General features: G+C 37.6%; 13 protein-coding genes. 2 read left to right on the top strand and 11 right to left on the bottom strand.

Annotation, left to right across the window (positions count from 1 at the left end):
• Positions 1 to 115: 115 nt before the first annotated feature.
• The 8 genes from AC0L3W_RS03945 to AC0L3W_RS03910 form a co-directional block, all read right to left on the bottom strand.
• A complete protein-coding gene (locus AC0L3W_RS03945; RefSeq protein ID WP_409438765.1) occupies positions 116 to 1,846 on the bottom strand; it encodes an ATP-binding protein in 1,731 nt (576 codons plus the stop codon).
• Between the two features lie 13 nt (positions 1,847 to 1,859).
• Complete coding sequence (locus AC0L3W_RS03940) at positions 1,860 to 3,116, bottom strand: SIR2 family protein (protein ID WP_409438764.1); 1,257 nt, start codon at positions 3,114 to 3,116, stop codon at positions 1,860 to 1,862.
• Positions 3,117 to 3,267: 151 nt separating this feature from the next.
• The gene (locus tag AC0L3W_RS03935) at positions 3,268 to 5,169 is read right to left on the bottom strand and encodes an AAA family ATPase (RefSeq protein ID WP_473574588.1); all 1,902 of its coding nucleotides are present in this window, start codon (positions 5,167 to 5,169) and stop codon (positions 3,268 to 3,270) included.
• A 2-nt stretch (positions 5,170 to 5,171) separates the two neighbouring features.
• Positions 5,172 to 6,929: a restriction endonuclease subunit S gene (locus AC0L3W_RS03930; RefSeq protein WP_409438762.1), complete on the bottom strand. Its 1,758-nt coding sequence runs from the start codon at positions 6,927 to 6,929 to the stop codon at positions 5,172 to 5,174.
• A complete protein-coding gene (locus AC0L3W_RS03925; RefSeq protein ID WP_409438761.1) occupies positions 6,929 to 8,419 on the bottom strand; it encodes an N-6 DNA methylase in 1,491 nt (496 codons plus the stop codon). Before AC0L3W_RS03925 ends, AC0L3W_RS03930 begins: the two co-directional genes overlap by 1 nt.
• A gap of 80 nt (positions 8,420 to 8,499) precedes the next feature.
• Positions 8,500 to 10,953 (bottom strand): EcoAI/FtnUII family type I restriction enzme subunit R, encoded by a 2,454-nt coding sequence (hsdR, locus tag AC0L3W_RS03920; protein WP_409438760.1) that lies wholly within the window; start codon positions 10,951 to 10,953, stop codon positions 8,500 to 8,502.
• A 142-nt stretch (positions 10,954 to 11,095) separates the two neighbouring features.
• Positions 11,096 to 12,499: a DEAD/DEAH box helicase gene (locus tag AC0L3W_RS03915; protein WP_409439628.1), complete on the bottom strand. Its 1,404-nt coding sequence runs from the start codon at positions 12,497 to 12,499 to the stop codon at positions 11,096 to 11,098.
• Positions 12,490 to 13,053, bottom strand: a complete 564-nt coding sequence (locus tag AC0L3W_RS03910) for a response regulator (protein ID WP_409438758.1) — start codon at positions 13,051 to 13,053, stop codon at positions 12,490 to 12,492. Before AC0L3W_RS03910 ends, AC0L3W_RS03915 begins: the two co-directional genes overlap by 10 nt.
• A gap of 97 nt (positions 13,054 to 13,150) precedes the next feature.
• Here AC0L3W_RS03910 and AC0L3W_RS03905 point away from each other — a divergent pair, with 97 nt between their 5' ends.
• Positions 13,151 to 13,363 carry a helix-turn-helix domain-containing protein gene (locus tag AC0L3W_RS03905; RefSeq protein ID WP_409438757.1) on the top strand — a complete coding sequence of 71 codons (213 nt, stop codon included), beginning with the start codon at positions 13,151 to 13,153 and terminating at the stop codon, positions 13,361 to 13,363.
• Positions 13,364 to 13,843: 480 nt separating this feature from the next.
• Here AC0L3W_RS03905 and AC0L3W_RS03900 read toward each other — a convergent pair whose 3' ends face one another.
• Entirely contained in the window at positions 13,844 to 14,125 is a 282-nt protein-coding gene (locus tag AC0L3W_RS03900; RefSeq protein WP_409438756.1) for a hypothetical protein, read from the bottom strand.
• 93 nt (positions 14,126 to 14,218) lie between these two features.
• Between AC0L3W_RS03900 and AC0L3W_RS03895 the strand changes: the two genes are divergently transcribed.
• Complete coding sequence (locus AC0L3W_RS03895) at positions 14,219 to 15,079, top strand: thymidylate synthase (protein WP_409438755.1); 861 nt, start codon at positions 14,219 to 14,221, stop codon at positions 15,077 to 15,079.
• 21 nt (positions 15,080 to 15,100) lie between these two features.
• Here AC0L3W_RS03895 and AC0L3W_RS03890 read toward each other — a convergent pair whose 3' ends face one another.
• Together AC0L3W_RS03890 and AC0L3W_RS03885 are read right to left on the bottom strand one after the other, a co-directional pair.
• Positions 15,101 to 15,595: a hypothetical protein gene (locus AC0L3W_RS03890; protein WP_409438754.1), complete on the bottom strand. Its 495-nt coding sequence runs from the start codon at positions 15,593 to 15,595 to the stop codon at positions 15,101 to 15,103.
• Complete coding sequence (locus tag AC0L3W_RS03885; RefSeq protein WP_409438753.1) at positions 15,595 to 17,652, bottom strand: hypothetical protein; 2,058 nt, start codon at positions 17,650 to 17,652, stop codon at positions 15,595 to 15,597. Before AC0L3W_RS03885 ends, AC0L3W_RS03890 begins: the two co-directional genes overlap by 1 nt.
• Positions 17,653 to 17,655 lie beyond the last annotated feature (3 nt).

Genomic DNA, 17,655 nt, shown 5'->3' with positions numbered 1-17,655 from the left:
ATTGCACCCAATTTTTTATAAGCGATTGAAATATCATTAACATTACAATGAATTGTTAGCCTTGATTTTCCTTCCGTAACTCCAAATGTAACCATTTATCAATTCAATCTCCATTCTAAATTCTCCAGCTACTTGAAAAGCTTGCACTTTTAGATGTTGGTTCATTATCTGGTTTTTTCATTTTTACTGTCATCGGGAATGGAAAGTCGACACCTAGAAGTAGTGCCTCACCTTGCCCTAACACAGGCAAAAAAGAAGCTGAACGTTGGTCTATTGCCCCAACAGCTTTTTTAACAATGTCTTGATCCAACTGGTTCGTTAACCTATGAACGATCAGCGTACCAATTTGGCTCAGTACATCTTCTGGTATGTCGCGTGGCCTTTGAGTGGCAATTACAGTATTCAAGCCGTATTTACGCCCCTCTTTAGCAATATTACCAAAAGCATCAAGTTCAAATCGATTTGTATCTTCACCAACTTTTTTATTAAGAAATTGATGTGCTTCATCGATAAATACTAATAAAGGTTGCTCATGGTTAATTAAACCTTTTCTTGCGGCTGACAAGAGTTTTCGACCAATAGCATTAACCAATATTTCACGCGAGTTTGCTTCAAAAGGAACCTCAGATAAATCTAAGCGAATTACCTTTTTATTACTTTGAGGAGAACAAAAATTATCAATTAAATTTGGAATTGTTGTAAGCGCCGGAGCAACATCTATCATCCATTTCAAATTAGGATTACTCGCATAAGCTTTAATTCTAGAAATAAGATTAAGACAATGCCCAACATCATTATCAGCACGATTTCCCCAAATAGTTTGATCTGGATTATTTGCATATCCACCATTAGGCCATACACACTCATTTACTATTTGATCTGCAATATTTTTGAAGTTCCAAGGAGTCTTGTGCATTAAGCCATTCATAGCCAATAGCGAATTTTCAAATGGTAATTTAGGTTGACCAGATTTAACTAAAAGCCAATTAGGCGTCATAGTTAATCCATGGTTTGGTTGTTGATAATATTGAGTAACTACTTTCTGACTTTCAATTGCTGCATCTAATTTTGGAGCTTGGCTTTGTGCCGATGGTCTTAAGAAAGCTCGAATATCTGAATCAGTAAATTGCCAATGTGGGAAAGTGACTTTATTTTCTGCGGTTGCACTTGGGTGATCGCCAACATAATAACTCGAGCAAGGTAATGAGCTATATTCACCAGTTGGATCTATTATAATCGCTTTACCACCTGCTTTTTGCACTTGCTCTATAATGTTTGTCATTGAAAAGCTTTTCCCGCCCCCTGTCGCACCTAAAATCGCACAGTGCCGTGAAAAAAGTTTTTCCGGTGTAACATGAATAGTGACCGAGTCATCATGGGGCAAATTAGCTAAAGGAAGATGAATCTGATTAATCAAATCATCCTGTTTACCTTCTGCAAGTAATGATACTAAATATGGGTGTGCAGAATAAATCTGACTGCCTAAGCGAGGGTGTTGTTTTATACCTTTGTAATTCAGGCCATTTGAAGGGTTTAGACTAACTAATATTTGAACTAATCCAATGGGATGATTTTCAGTAGGTTTGTCTGCCAACCCATCCACACTGAGGCGTTCACCACCTTCAATCCAGACTTTAACTAAACGTCCCAATATTGCTGTCTCACCGACATCTATAAAAACAAACTCATTTACTTCTCCGGCGGCAATTCTATTACCAAATGACCAACTAGGCTCACCAGAACCCGCTTTTGACAAGTTAACAATTATTTCAGTCGCAGAGACATTGATGACACTACCGATTCTTCTTGTAGAGTCGTAAGGTGAAAACCATTCTTGTGAGTCCATTTATATCATCACCTTATTTCATTTTTGCAGCTAGATTTTCAAATAACTTGAATAGATCGTCTTCAGGGCTTTTTGATCTTCGTTCTGGTAATAAAGTTGAAAACTGTTCAAAGGTTGAATCTAAAATCGCTATCCTACCATCACCATGATCTATTGCCGACTTCAGCAACTGTCTAATCTCACTATTAAAAGAACCATTTTCATTAAAAGGATCTTTAGTCGCTACCATCAACATAAACTCAGGGTTAGTTCGTAAAGCCATCGTTAAAGCATTATTGATATGTTTATCATTAAAACCAAAACCTAAACAAAGCACACCTGTTCTAGGCTTTTTAACTGCATCTAAAAATGATGTCATCATGTCTAAATATGGTGAGTCATATGAGGTCTGGTACTTGCTGCTGCTGGGATAAATAAAAACAGGAGAGCCAGTTGTACTATCCGCAGATATTTTCCTGATCCTACCATTCACTTTTCGCCAATCAACAGAACCGTGCATTTTGTATAACTGAAAAACATTAGGAAGGTATGCACCTTCACTACTTAATGATTGCGCTCTGTTCACTATGTCATAGTTAAACCACATCGGATTAAAATAGGAAGGATTTGAATATTCAAAACCATCTATGACAACAAACCCTGTATTTGATGCAGCATGTTCAAATGCTAAGTCATAATTAGTCGTGAAGAGTTTTAACCTCTGTTGCTGAGCTCCTCTTCGTCCAACGGCACGAATAAATTTATCATGGCTTATCCATTCGGCGGGTAGGGGGATTAAATCAGTAAAATTAGTTTTATCGAGTATTATTTGCTTGGCTTGCTCTAAGAATTTTGTTACTTGATTTGTTCTCGCATTTGACAAATTCCCAACAGCTAGAGATGAATCACATAGAGATAACAAAAGCTCAATATCAGCCTTAGCACTGCCATTATCTTCTTTAAGTGGTTGCAAATCATCGTACTTTGTCGCCTTAAGTACGAGCTTAAATAACTGCTCATCTGCTAAACGACAATATTCCCACAAGTGCCACATACTAGGTGCTATTGGTGGTTCTACGTTTGGCTTATTAAATGTCAAAGATGTACCCGAACCAGCTAATATTACTAAGTTATCGATATCGAGAATTTTATTAATAAAACGAAAGAATAGTTTTAATTCATCGTTTTCATCTTCATTATTTAAATCAATTTCAAAAGGTTCTCTGCGACCTGAAACATTATCTTTTTTTACGTCTGAAGAAAGAAATTTCACTTTTGATTGAATGTTCATTCTTATCCTTAAGTCTATTCTCACGTTATTAGCTAAAAAATTGAATTACATTTGTGCATAACAAGGACTGAAATTACATACATAATTCACCAATAATAACCCTAAATTTTTAAGATGAAATATGCTTCTAAATCGTCATTAGAAGTTGTTCTTAAGCGGCCTCAACATTTTCATCCTCAGCAATAATTGACTTGATTAATTCAAACATAGGTTTGAAAATTTCAAAGGCATGCTCTTCCAATTGAGGAACATAATCTTGGGCAAATTGGACTTTATTGCTATTAAATACGATTCGCTCCCCGCCACAAGATGTTTGTTCTTTCTTAAAATATATATCTAATAAATCTTCTTTATAGAAAAGTAGCTCCACAGCCATATGAGAGTCAGAACCTTTACCCCAAGGAGTATTATCCTCCTGTAAAACCTGTTCTTTCACAGCGGCAATGTTTGGCACTGGTAATAACATAGCGAACTGGTTAGTCATTACGTTTTTAAACTTCAATTGCCTAGTCAGCCCCTTAAAAGGATCAACCTCGATATCTTTCCCTTTCTTGGATATTCCATTCCAATCATCAAATGCCTCATCAAAATCAAAAAGAGCAAAAAACTTTCTTTCCGGATGATTTTGTCTAAGCTCTTCACGAGACATCAAATTTCTTAGAAACTGTCGGTCAAATGCATTGTGAATACAAAATGGCCTTGGTTCATCTTGATAGAGTTTTTTCCAAGCAATATCTAATATGTACTCATCTGAAATTCCTTCAGTAAACAATACTGGTTGGTCTGAATTCTTAAGGTATGTCGAGATACTCATTATCGTTTCATTTTCATCTAATAATATTTTATCTCCAGACAGAGCTTTAATTGCATCCCCTTTACATATTGTAACAATTTCAGAATCACCATTTTCTGCTTTTTGAATACTATTAAGTGTAGGTTTCGACGACGCCATTAGAGTTGCGGCACTATGACTAGTCATAAGCACTTGATTGGTTGATGCAGCCGGATCAGAAATACTCTCCATTTGTGAAAGAAAATCAAATTGCCATTCTGGGTGTAAAAATGAATCAGGCTCATCTAACAATGTAATACTGTTTTTTGACTTAAAGATCTCTGTTAACGAATAAATATAAACTGACTGGAATTGACCATCACTAAAGAAATCCAAATCAATTTCCGTACCGTCTGTAAGCATCAAATCTGCTTGAATATCATCTAACATTTCGAGTGTCTTCAAGTTATCAAACATACCAAATAAACTTGCTGAATCTAAGCCTGAGAATTCCTCTTGGAACAACGTAATATCAATCTTAAGTTCATAATGCCGCTCTACACCGTTATAGATATCTCTATGTTGAAACTCTCCCCTGATACATTTCTGTAGGCGATCTACGAACTCTTTTGGCAAGGCTTTAAGCCCCCAATAATGGGTTCTCGTATCAAACTCTTCTATTGTTACATCTTTTGCATAAGTTTTTCGTGGCCGTTTAAGCTTAAGAGTAATGGACGTTTGCTCTTCGCGTAATCCAAGCTTCTCGAAAACAAATTTTCTTGCTTGATTATCTGATGGCAAACAAATAATTAAGGATAATAAAAGTTGCTTATACTCTGTTCCAATACCAATGAATATTCGGCTATCGTCAATTTCTACCTTATCAATATTTCTACGATAATTACGTTCATATTTATCTAATAATCCCGAAATATTTGAGTTTTGTCCTGAATAATAAACCAACACATTGTCAGGGAAGTAGTTAATATCACCCCCATCTATATTAGAAGATAATTTTTGTTGGTCGTACTCCCAATAAACATATTGCTCATTAATACTGTAACCTAATTTATACGCAAAACTGGGAGCAAAAGGTTCTGTTCTATTTTTTATTTTGACTTCATATATATGTCGGAATATATCTAATAAAGCCTCAAAAAAGTTAGATTTCCCAGAACCATTTTTACCAACAAAAAGTTCTAAAAATGACGCTGATTCAAAATCTAGATTTAGATTTTTTAAGTTTTTGTATTCACTTATAAAAATAGAATTTAAACGCATTATTAAACAGCCTTTTCAACAATTACATCAGCAAGGTGAAGCCGGGTTTGTTGAGCTTCGCTTATTCGTGATTTTAGTTGTTCACAAATATCCATTAAATCTTTAACCTTGCTTACAATTCGTTTTTGCTCCGAAGTTGGGGAAAGAGGGAAAGCAAAACTTCTAACTTTTTTGCCATTCAATGCAGGTTGTGCTCCTCCATGTCCCCCTCTTCGATGGGATTCATATTTACTCTGCGCCCACAACAACACGTACTCTGGAATCACATATTTTTCATTGAAAACAAATGCAGCAATATTTTGGTTTGTACAAGCATCAATACCAAGTAAAGCTGTTTGTCCTCTAGTTTTACCTTGACCTATGATTGCCATTAGTACACTACGGGAAGGAATAATTGTTGTACTTGAATTATTAAAACCATCCTCAGTAATTTTTTCTGCTGTGTCAGTTATTATATTATTTGCAACTTCACCAGATGATACCCACGGTATATTACCTTTCCAGTACTTTGCTTCATGCCTACTAGGGGTACTACCTAGCCTAATATCGGCAAAATCTTGAACAACAATACTTTGCCATGATAATGGGATATTTTTCAATTCTCCTATGGGAGTTACAGGTGGATGTTTTTTGATTTTCTTGTCTTTAATTAACTGCGTTTTTTCGGCGGCGATGCGTTCCAGTAGTTTTGAAGCTGGCTCATCCTTTGAATCTTGCGGGACAAGTTTGCCCATCACGGCGAGTTGCAGGATGGTTTGTTTCAGCTGGTCGATGCTGTTCTCTGTGGTAAACAGGGTATCGAAGAACTCACTGACACGCGCCCAGTTTTGATTTAGATCGTTAGCATTTTTGCTGTCGGTTAAGGTGGCCAGTAACACCTCCACTAAGGTTTTATGGGCATCAATGCTTGATTCTGTTTGCTGTTCAAGCTGATCACAAAGCACCATCAGTTCATCAACTTTAGCAACGATACGGTGTTGTTCAGCTAGTGGGGGAATGGAGATCACTAGGGGATTAAGTTTTTCCAGTGAAATATTAGCGATATTTGTTGTTTGACTGGCACTTCCTATGAGCGTTTCACGAATATTCGGTGTTCTTAATAAGGTCATTAAAAATGAAGAGTCTATTTCAAAAGGCCTTATGACACTAAGGAAACCCCCAAAGGTGGCCTTAATAGTTGGAATCGAATGTGTATACGAGACTTTGCCAACTAACTCCCTACTATTTGCCATGGACATAACTATGTCACCAAATTCTAGGTTCTGTTCCTCTTGCTTTATGAATGATTTTTTGACATATATCAAATCATCCCAATCAATATTTTTTTGTACATTTGCAGTACGTAAACAAGCAATATTATCACCTGAAGGTGTAAACTCTTTAGCACTTGCAGGAAAAGTAATACCTCGAATTATTTCAACGACTTCGCCTAATCGGCACCACTTCCAACCAATAGGTAAGTTAAATTTGCATTCGTCTTCTGTTATTACTGGTAATTTTTTGGGTTTCTTTATTCTTTTATTTTTAACCAATAGTACTTTTTCGACAGCTATTCGCTCAAGCAAAACTGATGCAGGCTCATCATTAGGATCTTGCGGCACTAACTTACCTCGCACGGCTAATTCTAAAATGAGCTCACGCAGTTTTTTAATGCCATATAGCTCTATTTTTTTGCTTGAGCCACGCCCAGTTGCTGATTTTGTATTGATCGCCGCAGTCCAGGTATTGATATTGTCAGTAATAAGGTTTTCAATCGCCATTATTTAGCCTCATTACTTTCTATTGAACTGTTCGATGATGAAAGCGCATCACTAAGGATATCTTTAAGCTGATTGCGCAGTTCACTGATCTCCGCTTGCTGCTGTTTGTAGTTGGCTAATAACTCCTGCGGATCATGGTTGATCACTTCACCTTGATAAGGGTTTTTAATATCGAGGTTAAAGTTACGCTTAATGATTTCATCAATTGAGACCTTCCACGCCTGATTGTTTTCAACTCGGCTTGCAAAACCATCTTGTTCATTACCCCACCAATCAAGCTCGGTGCTGAACTCTTCAAACTTCATCGGTTTGGTTTTATTATAGTTTTTCACGCCTTCTGGATACGGGTGCTCATAGAACCAAACGTCTTTCGTCGGTGTGCCTTTGGTGAAAAACAGGATATTGGTTTTGATGCCTGTGTAAGGATTAAATACACCGTTTGGTAAACGCACGATAGTATGTAAGTTACACTCTTCGGTCAGCATTTTTTTGATCTTGGTTTTAACACCTTCACCAAATAGCGTGCCATCGGGTAGAACCACGGCTGCACGACCACCGTCTTTGAGTACTTCAATAATTAGCTGTAAGAATAGATCTGCCGTTTCACGGGTTTGCATCTCGCTTGGAAAGTTTTTCTCGATACCATCTTCTTCGGTGCCACCAAAGGGTGGATTAGTAACGATCACATCAAATTCTTGCTCCCAACTGGACAGCGGTTTATTTAATGTATTGCCGTGTTTAACTTGTACGGGAACCTCAATACCATGAAGCATCATATTGGTGGTACATAACAAGTGTGGCAGCTGTTTTTTCTCTACGCCGTGGATTTGCTTCTGTAGTGTTTGGTGATCTTCGGTGGTTTTTACGTAGTTTTCTTTTACATGATCAAAACTACAAGCCAAAAAGCCACCCGTACCACAGGCGGGATCTATAATTGTCTCTCCTAATTTTGGATCGGTGACTTCAACAATAAATTTCGTGATCGCGCGGGGGGTATAAAATTCGCCCGAATTTCCTGCGCTTTGTAAGTCTTTTAATATTTGCTCATAGATATCACCAAACAGATGCCGTTCATTAGAATCTGTAAAGTCTATTTCGTTGAGTTTATTGATCACCTGACGCAATAGCGTACCGTTTTTCATATAGTTAAAGGCATCACTAAATGCAGCCTTGACTACATGACCACGCGGATTAAGCGCAATTGGTGCCGTTATATTTTTCAGACTTGGGAAAAGATCATCATTAACAAAGTCTAATAACTCTTCACCAGTAATACCCTCTGCATCTTGTGCCCAGCTACGCCATAGATATTGCTCTGGGATCGGTGCTTTATAGTTATCTAATTCCAGTTCTAATTCTTCCTCTTGGGCATCAAATACTTTGAGAAATAATAACCAGGACATTTGCCCTAAACGCTGTGCATCACCGTCGACTCCGGCATCTTTACGCATGATATCTTGAATGGATTTGATTGCTGAACTGACTGACATAAACTTCTCTTTAATTATTGTATGATCGTCGAGTATGTTGCTAGTTAACAACACACTAGACGTTTATTTTGTATGTTAAATTACGCGGTTTGCTGTGTCGGCTGGTAAATTTCCGCTTCTAATTCACTGATTGCCTGCTCGTATTGTGATTTACCACCGAAGCCTTTTTTGATAATTTCACTGAGACTGCCAATTTGATTAAAAGGCTGAACTTTAAGCACTTGCATACTTTCAATCTCTTGCACACCAACATCAGCATATTTATTAAGAAGATTATCTAACACGGTTTGTGCTGTGTCAGAATATTTGGTGAAATAATTACGCTTTTTAACGTTGTTTGCTCGTTCCTTGCGAGTTAATGCAGGTTGATCATAGACAACATGACAGATCATATCAAAGGGGTCGAGCTCCATTCCTACTTCTTGGGTCAATGCTTCCCAAATAATCCCTACCTCCTCTAACTCATCGATCACGGTTTGTTTGCGATCTGCCGTATTCCAACGTTTAACAAATTCGTCTAGCGAACTAAACTGACTGCCCATTGTTTTGCGGGTGTAATCTTTAAATGATTCTGTCACTAATTTACCATCGGTGTCGTAATACTGCACACGCTCGGCCATCTTTTTAACGGTCACACCAGAGACATGAAACTTAATAAAACGTTTTTCTTCATCATCATCGGTTATTTCACCCCAATCATCGTTGTTGATTGGTAATTGATCATCCGTTGTCCCATCCGTTTGTGCGTCATAATCTGAGGGAGGATTTTCTGTTATCGTGTTTTCGTCATCGGGATGTTCTGGCGGAGTCTCAATATCACCATCACCCTCGATAATCTCTTTAGGCGCTCGTACCATTATTTGTACAGGCTCGCCATCAAAGGTTTCATCGGCAAACAGTTCAGTTGCTTTTTTAAAATCTAAAATAGTGAACCAGAGTTTATTGTATTTATCATTAATGCGCGTACCTCGACCGATAACCTGTTTAAACTTAGTCATCGATTGAATATTTTGATCAAGCACGATCAGTTTACAGGTTTGAGCATCAACCCCCGTGGTCATTAATTCAGAGGTTGTGGCTATCACCGGATAAGCTTTTTTAGGATTAATAAAGTTATCAAGCTGCGCTTTACCGATTTCATCATCACCCGTGATCTTCATGACGTACTTTTCGTTTTTAGCGATCTGCTCTGGATTTAAATTCACTAAAGCACGGCGCATACGCTCGGCATGATTAATATCGTTACAAAAGATAATCGTTTTTGCCATGGGGTCGGTACGTTTTAGATAACTGGTTACGGTCTCAGCCACTAACTGAGTACGCTCATCAATCACTAAGGTGCGATCAAAATCTTTTTGGTTATAGATGCGATCTTCAATCAGTTCACCATTTTTATCTGTCTGACCTTTTGTTGGTCGCCACCCTTGTAGATCGACATCGATATCAACGCGCACCACTTTATAGGGAGCAAGGAAACCATCTTCAATTCCTTCTTTTAATGAGTAGGTATATACAGGCTCACCAAAGTAATCGATATTAGACACTTCTTCTGTTTCTTTAGGCGTTGCCGTTAAACCAACCTGCGTTGCTGCGCTGAAGTATTCTAAAATTTCGCGCCATGCACTGTCATCAGCCGCACTACCACGGTGGCACTCGTCAATAATGATCAGATCAAAGAAGTCAGGATCGACTTGCTTAAATGCCTTTTGCTCTTCTTCTGGTCCTGTTAGTGCTTGATACAGTGCAAGGTGAATTTCATAGGCGGGATCAACGGTGCGCTTGGTGACTTTGGTTAACGCTTCTCCAAAGGGTTGGAAATCATTAGTTTTGGTTTGATCAACCAGAATGTTGCGGTCAGCTAAAAATAGAATGCGTTTTTTTTGCCGCGATTTCCATAGACGCCAGATAATTTGAAAAGCGGTATAGGTTTTACCTGTCCCCGTTGCCATCACTAATAACATACGTTTCTGACCACGAGATACTGCTTCTATGGTTTTATTAATCGCTTGAAGCTGATAATAACGTGGTGATTTGCCACTGCCATCATCATGATAATCTTGGGTAATGAGTGGTAGCTGCTCCTCCCTAAAACCTCGAAAGACACAATACTTATTCCATAAGTCAGTGGGCGTTGGGAATTGTTCTAAACTAATTTCAGTTTCTAACTGCGCAGGGTTGGTTTTATCATGAAAAATATAACCGTCACCATTGGAAGCAAAGATAAATGGCACCTCAAGCAGACGCGCATAATCTAGCCCTTGTTGCATCCCTTTACCAACATCATGCTTATTGGCTTTGGCTTCAATGACAGCCAGTGGCATATTAGGTTTGTGGTAGAGTACGATATCAGCCGATTTTACGGTTTTTCGCATACCGATTTGACCACGCACAATCACTTGACCATCACGCAGTTTCACCTCTTGGCGGATTTGCGTCATATCATCCCAACCTGCATTTTTTATGCTTGGGAGAATGAATTTTGTAATGATATCTGTTTCAGTGAGGTTTGATTTTTTAATTGTCTTTGTCTGCATGAAATAAAACCACCAAATCGCTTAAGCTTCAATGAGTTGTATTATGCATGATTTTAGATGTCTTTTACATGAAATTGAGCACGCTTTATGATGGGATGTAGGAGGAAGATAGTACTAACTCTGTATTTTCCGCTCAATAAAATCAAAGAGGAGATTCAAACGTTGCAATAATTTGTTCTCTGAACATGCCGAGCATTTCAATCGAATGTTGAAATACGTTTGAGTTTTGATCTGCGAAGGACTTTTCGGAATTATTTAAATCAGTTGATTCATTATTTGCCGGTTCATCCCATTCAAATGGTTGTTCTCTTAATTGCTCTGTTTTTTTACGAGTGGTACCTGACTTGTCAAATTCTTCAATGGAAAAATCTTCATTAATAACAACATTGTAATCAGGTAAATCATCTTTGATACGATTAGCGAATTCAGAAAGTTTTTTTTCGGCAAAGGTGTATAACCATGCTTCTTGATTTTGTGCTTCATTAATTCGTAAGATGCGACCTAATACTTGCCTAAAATACAATTCTGTTTTTATTCGACTCAAATGACAGCAAACCTGTAAACGGGGAATGTCCGTGCCTTCAGATACCATTCCAACACTTACAATCCATTGAGTATTGGAATACCTAAATTGATCAATAATTTCAGATGGTTTAACCTGCTTATAGGTCACCAAAACAGCTGTCTGGTTAAATGTTTCTCGAAGTAGTTTAATAATTTGAACTGCGTGCTCTACGGATGATGCTACGGCTAGCGCTCCTGCATTGGGGTTACAGCTGCGTATTAGCTTTAACTTATCACACCCTCGCTTGAGGATATCTTTCATTACATAATCATTAGTAATAACTGACTGATACGAAACGATTGATTGATTTAATAACTCTTGAAGACCTGTAAATACCTTCTTTTGGTTATCTTCATCTGTAACAGATATTTTTTCGTTATCGATTAATACTAAGGTAGGTATCCGGCAAACACGATCTTGCACCGCATCTTTTAGACCATAGATATAATCACACTGAATTAACCCATCAGGATCGCTGTAGTTCGATAAAACTATTGGTGCATTATCAGATCGCCATGGTGTGCCTGTTAACGCAAGGGTAAACGTTGCTTGCTGTTGAATGTTTTGAATTATTTCTTCACCCCATGCATTTGCATTTTCCAGTGAAGATCCTGAACAATGATGGATTTCATCAAACACGACCAATACGCGATTATTTTTAAGCAATTGCCAAAAATCTTCTTTAAAAAACATTATATTTTGGTAAGTATAAGAGCAACCAATAGCACCTATCACACCATCAAATCGAGCGCCAAACCTTTTAGTAAAAGTGTAAGTGATACTTTGAGATACTGTACTTGAAGGAGAAAAACAAAGAACAAAATCAATTTTATCTTGTTCGTATAGTTTTGCAGCCACTTCAGCCGCCATTACGGTTTTTCCTGCTCCTGGTGTGGCTAAGCATAAAAAATGCTTACTGATTTCTTGATAATGATCCAGTGCTAACTTAATGCTCTCGGCTTGCCATTTTCTTAATTGCATTGTGCTTCCGATTGAATCGCTATGATTGTTTGGATAGCTTTTATTTTTCCTAAAAGTTTTGAGCTTTTATCACGAGCTAGGTGGTACTTCTCACTAAGTTGCTCTTTCATTTCAGGAACAGAGTCTAATAAACGGATGTATTCTTCCGATTCGCCAATAGCGGACATCATGTCAACTTTGTATTCATTTAAGGTTTCTTTCAATTTTTCTATTGCAGAATTTTCTAGAATTTTTTCACTGGGTATTAGTAAAGGTTTTTTATAGGAATCTTTCTTTGGAGGGGAAGATTCCCCAGAAATAAAATTTACTTCATTAAATAAATCAGTTTTTTTGTACATTATTTTGTGTGAGTTTTTTTTACCACTTTTACTTAACACACCACATTTAACCAATCTCAGAATATGTTTATAAACATATTTACGAGCTTCAATCGAGCACAGAGATACCTGTGAATGTTGCAGGTACTTATCTCTAAGATTAATTACTGTAAATTTATCAAATGTTTCATCTTCTAAAATCTTAGTAAGAAGAACATTCATTTTTATATTTTTCATAAGTTTTATCATACCAAATTCAACACGCTCCGATAGCGGAGCAATTCTAGGATTTTTCTCTGTGACAATCAAGTTCTGATAACGGAGCAAAAAATCGATGAATATTGTTGGTAAGAATGTTAGAAAAATCCGAGAAAAAAATGACTGGACTCAAGAACAATTAGCAGCGAGATGTAATTTGTTAGAGTGGAATATAAGCCGAGGAACTTTGGCAAAAATTGAGGCTAAAGTGAGGCGTGTTACTGATGTTGAAGTGGAGTTATTGGCTGAAGCTTTGGGAGCGAATATAGAAGCGTTATTTTATTGCTAATTAAGATAGCGTACTTCGTTTGGTTATTCGTTTAAAAGCGTCGCCAAATAAATATTGCAAAAATATAATAAACGCTAAGTTCAATAGTATTTAAACAGTTTTTGTAACCATTCCATCTAACTCATAGTTAGTCCAACCTTTTTGGTAAATGATTGCGATAAAACAACTCTGCTCTTGGCAAGACCTTTATCAATTTTTTCCTTAAACTATCGACTATTCGCAACGTCATTTCGCCATACCAAAAATTCGCCCCTAATTTAGAGTCGCTTTATTTGAGTTTGCTACAAAAACAATGCTGGTAGCTTTACTAGTACCTCCCCCTGGACATAAATGGCTTAGAGTTAAAACTTAAAAGGATATAGTTCGCATTACAAAAGTATGGCTAAAATGAGATTACCACCACACTAAGTCACTCTTAAAAACTTGCTATCACAAAAAATCACGATTGATAAGGTACTATTATGGTTGATTTAACCATTACTATTTCAGGTTTTTGATCCCCTTCATTACTAAATGAACACATTCATCCACAAACGGCGTCACCATTAGCTGGCGATAATCACTCTCGCTAAGACCTGCATTAGCGAACAATGAGGCAATATCTAAAGCTAGCAGTATATCTTCAACTTTTTGGGAGTCGTAATGCTCGTTGTTTGCTTTAGCTAAGGACTGTAACTCCGAATAACCGTTCTGATTATCTTGAATCCATATTTGAGGGAAGATCAGTAACATCACCCTATATTTTATGTTACTGTGCCTCAAATTATCACTTCCTAACCTTTTATTGACGCATAGTAGAATAAGTTCTAAATGTGATAATATGATTATGAACAGAAAAGACACTTGGTAAATATAATGAATAGTAAACACAGCCAGTACGAAGACTTGTGTAAGCGAGTTATCAATGAAGGAATTTGGATTAAGAACGAAAGAACAGGAAAACGCTGTTTAACTGTTATTAATGCGGATTTAGAATACGATATGGCCGCTAATGAATTTCCTCTAGTAACAACACGAAAAACTTTTTGGAAAAGCGCTATTGCAGAAATGCTTGGCTACTTACGTGGGTATGACAACGCTGCTGACTTCCGAAAAGTAGGAACCAAGACTTGGGACGCTAACGCCAACCTCAATGAAGCCTGGCTTAATAACCCGCACCGTAAAGGTGAAGATGATATGGGCCGTGTATACGGCGTTCAGGGACGTAAATGGTCAAAACCTGATGGTGGTTTTGTCGATCAATATAAAAAGATCATCGAGCATCTAAGTAAAGGCATTGATGACCGAGGTGAAATCCTTAACTTTTACAACCCAGGCGAATTCCACATCGGATGTTTGCGTCCCTGCATGTATAGCCACCACTTTTCACTACTCGGTGATATCCTATATTTAAACAGCACTCAACGCAGTTGTGACGTCCCTCTTGGCTTAGTATTCAACCAAATTCAAGTGGCTTGGCTGCTTCAGATCACAGCTCAGATCACAGGGGTAAAGGCTGGCAAGGCGTTCCATAAGATCGTCAATACTCATATCTATGAAGACCAACTAGAGCTAATGAAAGAGCAGATTAAGAGAGAGCCTTACGCACCACCTAAGCTCATTATCAACCCTAATATCAAGTCACTAGAGGACTTGGAAACGTGGGTGACAATCGATGATTTCGAAGTGGTTGACTACCGACATCACGAACCAATCAAATACCCATTTTCGGTTTAGTTTAGTCACAGTTATGGGGCGTTAAGCTCCATTCTTCACTGATTCCTCATTTAATAAGCTCTCCAATAGTTCAATCCTCTCCTCAAGCAATTTTTTGGCTTTCCGCTCTTTTTCGATAGCTGCTTTATGCCATTCGAGACTTTCATAATCACGTTTAGAGCGTGTTCTTAATTTATTTAACTCTCTTTCTGACTCTGAGTATTTAGTGAACCAATGTAAAATTTCTAGCTTTGACTGATCAAGTAACTCCTGCAAGTTCTTTTCTTGTTGTTTTTTAGTTATTTGGGTGCGCTTTGATTCTTCTTGTCGTTGCTGTTTAATTAGATCAAGCTCAGAACTAACCCAAGCCCTTGAGCTTTCACCACCAAAATTATTACGATGAAGTCCAGTTAACGTAGCCACTTGAGCTTTAGTTGCCTTTAGCTTCTTATCTTGCCTTATAGCATCCAATGCAGACCAGATTTTATCGGTATTTTCATCGTAAACTTCTTGATTTTTTTTATCATATTCAGCCATCAGATCAGTTCCTCGCCCAAATATTCTAAAACCCTTTTCGATTCGTCTATAGCTTCACCAATCTGATCTTGTCTATCTTCGTATCCCTCAGCACCGACCAATTTTAAATTAGAAAGGTATATTTCTCGCCATTTAGGCGCATTTGCTTTGGTTACTATGGCATTGCGACAACGGTTAGGGTTACACCTTAAACTACCAATACATGGCAAGGTCTCATCGAAGTCTTCGACTCCGCCGAAGCAATAACCACTACCCACATTGATGATTGCCAAACCTTGTTCAACCATTGCTTCATATATTTCTTCTTCTGTATAGCCCGCTTCCATGCAACCATTGAAGAATTTTTTGATCTTAGAAAGGTGTTCCTCGGCTTTTCCACCCATGTATTTACCGTGAGGATCAAAGTTGGCTTTAACCGCTTCTAATTCAGCAATATGCCTTAAATTTAACGACTTGCTATCAACAGTTGTTAATTGATTAGCTATCCCCCCATACCCGAGTGTTGTTTGACTAACTTTACCTTTACGTGCGAGCGCATCTGTTATCGATACTACATGTTTGAGTTGGTAAGAAATGACTGGTAAACCGACATCTGCTCGATACATTTGGTGCGCTAAACTGTGCCTGAATACATACCCATTGAGTTTGCTGTTAATATCATCTGGAGATCGTCCCGTGAAAGCCTGAAAACCATTTTTAATAGCCTGAGAAAGGGCTGTCATAGGTGTGTTTATTTCATCTGGCTTTAATGTAAAAATATTTCCAAACACATATGTGTTCTGAAAAACCTTACCACCTATCAACTCAACTACTTTTATTGCATCGATCATGATTGGTATCGCTACCCAACGATCATTAAACAAATTCCAACGATTATCTCGCCCTTTGTGCTCTTCAGAGACTATAGTGTTGTCTTTCAAATCCAGACAGTCATCAATCTTCAAAGCCGAATACACATTTGGTCTTGCTCCCATGAGGGAGCCGATAACCCATAGCGCCGAATAAAACGCTTTATTAATTGCAATTTTGAGAGGTCCGATATAGTTAAATTTTTTCCGATATTTTGTCTCTACCATTGCATTAGTTGGTTCTATACTGGAATCAAATTTTGCTACTTGGTTATCAGGGAAAATAGTGTTGATATCTGCCAGTGAGTATCCTTTACGATGTAAACGATAAGCGCCATAGTCCTCGAATTCTTGTTTTGAGTATGAGAACTCTTCATACTTTGTGGCTAGCGTCTGGTAATGTTTAGCCATAACAGGATCATTCTCTTCTTCACCAACAGCTTTTAAGAAGCTCACTACATTAAATGAAGCTTTCTTGAGAGCTAAATCGAACTCTTTTGTTTCAAGATAGGGGAGCTTCTTTTTTTTCTTATAATTACTCTTCTTAGAATTTTCCTCATACGCTTTTTTTATTGCACCATAATCGGCGTTACATTCGATACCGATTTCATCTTTTGCTTTATGAGTATTTAAGTAGTCAAAAAAAGTTTTATAGCTACTTTGTGTTCTTTTCTCGCTTGATATTTTCAACGTGGTCTTTTTTGCTGCCTCTTCAAAATCCAGCAAGGTGATTCCAGAGAGTTTACTGCACTGCTCTTGCACATACTCTTTGCCAAGTAGTCTCTCCATTTCAGAAAAAACAAAATTCAAAAATACCAGTCCAAGTTGGAATACGGCAATCAAAGTATGAGGCTTTATTTCGTTTTTTCTATGACCAAAATCTTTTGGGGATGCTTTAACTGCTAAAAATAGGCACTTAATTTCGGTTATCACACCGAGCGGTATGTGCTGATATTTGACAAAATCAAGCTGAACGCGTGTTAATGTAACTGAGGCAGCTCGATTTCGAGTATCCCAATCGTAATCCCACAGCATATCGCTAAAAATGCTCTTCTTGGATACTGGCAAAAGAGCAAGTTGCGCGATATATGGTATAACCTCACCACTAACTTTATCATTATTAATATTGTTCAAAATTAACAGATTGGAAAAAACCTCTTGCCAATATTGATTTATTTTCTCCAAGTGATCTATATTTTGTTGTTCCATTGT

Source organism: Psychromonas sp. KJ10-5 (genome assembly GCF_055808325.1).
This window is presented reverse-complemented; position numbering and strand designations above follow the sequence as displayed.

What these genes read in the sequence shown, in the direction of transcription:
- AC0L3W_RS03945 (WP_409438765.1), bottom strand. Translation starts at nt 1,846, where the DNA reads ATGGACTCACAAGAATGGTTTTCACCTTACGACTCTACAAGAAGAATC.
- AC0L3W_RS03940 (WP_409438764.1), bottom strand. Translation starts at nt 3,116, where the DNA reads ATGAACATTCAATCAAAAGTGAAATTTCTTTCTTCAGACGTAAAAAAA.
- AC0L3W_RS03935 (WP_473574588.1), bottom strand. Translation starts at nt 5,169, where the DNA reads ATGCGTTTAAATTCTATTTTTATAAGTGAATACAAAAACTTAAAAAAT.
- AC0L3W_RS03930 (WP_409438762.1), bottom strand. Translation starts at nt 6,929, where the DNA reads ATGGCGATTGAAAACCTTATTACTGACAATATCAATACCTGGACTGCG.
- AC0L3W_RS03925 (WP_409438761.1), bottom strand. Translation starts at nt 8,419, where the DNA reads ATGTCAGTCAGTTCAGCAATCAAATCCATTCAAGATATCATGCGTAAA.
- hsdR (WP_409438760.1), bottom strand. Translation starts at nt 10,953, where the DNA reads ATGCAGACAAAGACAATTAAAAAATCAAACCTCACTGAAACAGATATC.
- AC0L3W_RS03915 (WP_409439628.1), bottom strand. Translation starts at nt 12,499, where the DNA reads ATGCAATTAAGAAAATGGCAAGCCGAGAGCATTAAGTTAGCACTGGAT.
- AC0L3W_RS03910 (WP_409438758.1), bottom strand. Translation starts at nt 13,053, where the DNA reads ATGAAAAATATAAAAATGAATGTTCTTCTTACTAAGATTTTAGAAGAT.
- AC0L3W_RS03905 (WP_409438757.1), top strand. Translation starts at nt 13,151, where the DNA reads ATGAATATTGTTGGTAAGAATGTTAGAAAAATCCGAGAAAAAAATGAC.
- AC0L3W_RS03895 (WP_409438755.1), top strand. Translation starts at nt 14,219, where the DNA reads ATGAATAGTAAACACAGCCAGTACGAAGACTTGTGTAAGCGAGTTATC.
- AC0L3W_RS03890 (WP_409438754.1), bottom strand. Translation starts at nt 15,595, where the DNA reads ATGGCTGAATATGATAAAAAAAATCAAGAAGTTTACGATGAAAATACC.
- AC0L3W_RS03885 (WP_409438753.1), bottom strand. Translation starts at nt 17,652, where the DNA reads ATGGAACAACAAAATATAGATCACTTGGAGAAAATAAATCAATATTGG.